2 protein-coding genes are annotated in these 1314 nt (G+C 68.1%); both read left to right on the plus strand.

The annotated features are described in order from the left end of the window. The first annotated feature begins 33 nt into the window (after nucleotides 1-33). Entirely contained in the window at nucleotides 34-336 is a 303-nt protein-coding gene (locus D6B71_RS22380) for a transposase (RefSeq protein ID WP_206051929.1), read from the plus strand. After that, nucleotides 333-1283 carry an IS3 family transposase gene (locus D6B71_RS22385; RefSeq protein WP_121259011.1) on the plus strand — a complete coding sequence of 317 codons (951 nt, stop codon included), beginning with the start codon at nucleotides 333-335 and terminating at the stop codon, nucleotides 1281-1283. The genes D6B71_RS22380 and D6B71_RS22385 overlap by 4 nt, the downstream gene beginning before the upstream one ends. Nucleotides 1284-1314 lie beyond the last annotated feature (31 nt).

Genomic DNA, 1314 nt, shown 5'->3' on the forward strand with positions numbered 1-1314 from the left:
TGAGGTTCCCCCCGGACCGTAGAGGCATCGACAATGAGGATCGAGATGCCAGAGAAGCGGAAGAAGTACGACCGGGAGTTCCGTGAGGGAGCTGTTCGGATCGTCGAAGAGACCAACAAGCCGATTGCGCAGGTAGCGCGTGACCTTGGCGTGAACGAGGGCACCCTGGGCAACTGGGTTGCCCGTGCGCGCGAGGCTGCCGAGGGCACTCGTGGGCTCTCGAAGGACGACGTGGAGGAGCTCAAGAGGCTCCGTGCCGAGGTCGCCGAGCTCCGGATGGAGCGTGATGTCCTCAAGCGATCCGTGGTCCTGTGGGTGAAGGAGGCGACGAAGTGAGCGTGGCACGCTTCATCGCCGACCAGAGGACCAACTACCGCGTGCCACACACGGTCGTCTGCGCCCTCCTCGGCGTCAGCCTGGCGTGGTTCTACAAGTGGCGGGACCGCGCCAACAGTCCCGCCGCGAGCACCGGGCTGCACACCACGCGGGACCGGCGCCGCGACACCATCGACCGCGCCGTGCGGGTCGCGTTCGGCAAAGCCCGGGGCCTGCACGGCTCACCGCGGTTGGTCCACGACCTGCGTGATGCGGGCTGGACCGTGAGCGAGAAGACGGTCGCGGACTCGATGCGCCGCCAAGGGCTCGTGGCACGGCGGATCAGGCGTAGGAACGGGCTGACCCGGCAAGACAAGACCGCCCCGAAGTTCCCCGACCTGCTGCGCCGCGACTTCACCGCGGACCGCCAGAACGCCCGCTGGGTCGGCGACATGACCGAGATCCCCACCGCTGCCGGCAAGCTATACCTGGCGACCGTGATTGACCTCTACAGCCGGCGTCTCCTGGGGGCCGCGACGTCGCTGCACCCCGACGCCGAACTGGCGTGCGCGGCGCTCAAGATGGCCATCGCGGGCCGCGGCGGCGTCGATGCGGTCAACGGTCCGAACTGGCGCACCGAGGAGTCCCAGCGGGTCGTCTTCCACACCGACCGCGGCTCGACCTACACGGCGAACGCGTTCACCAAGCTGTGCCGCCAGCTCGGGGTCCGCCAATCGATGGGCCGAGTCGGGTCGTGCTTCGACAACGCCGCCGCCGAGGCGTTCTTCAGCAGCCTGGAGTGGGAGGTTCTCTCACGCCACGAGTTCACCAACACCGGCCAGGCCCAGGCCGTCGTGCTGGACTGGTGCTACGGGTTCTACAACCACGACCGCCGGCACAGCTCGGCGGGCATGATGAGCCCGGTCAACTACGAGAACACCGCGGCCCCCGACCGGGAAGCCGCATAGAGAAGCCCTCCACGATTCGGGGGGAACCACA

The organism is Nocardioides ferulae (assembly GCF_003660455.1).
Lineage (GTDB): Bacteria > Actinomycetota > Actinomycetes > Propionibacteriales > Nocardioidaceae > Nocardioides > Nocardioides ferulae.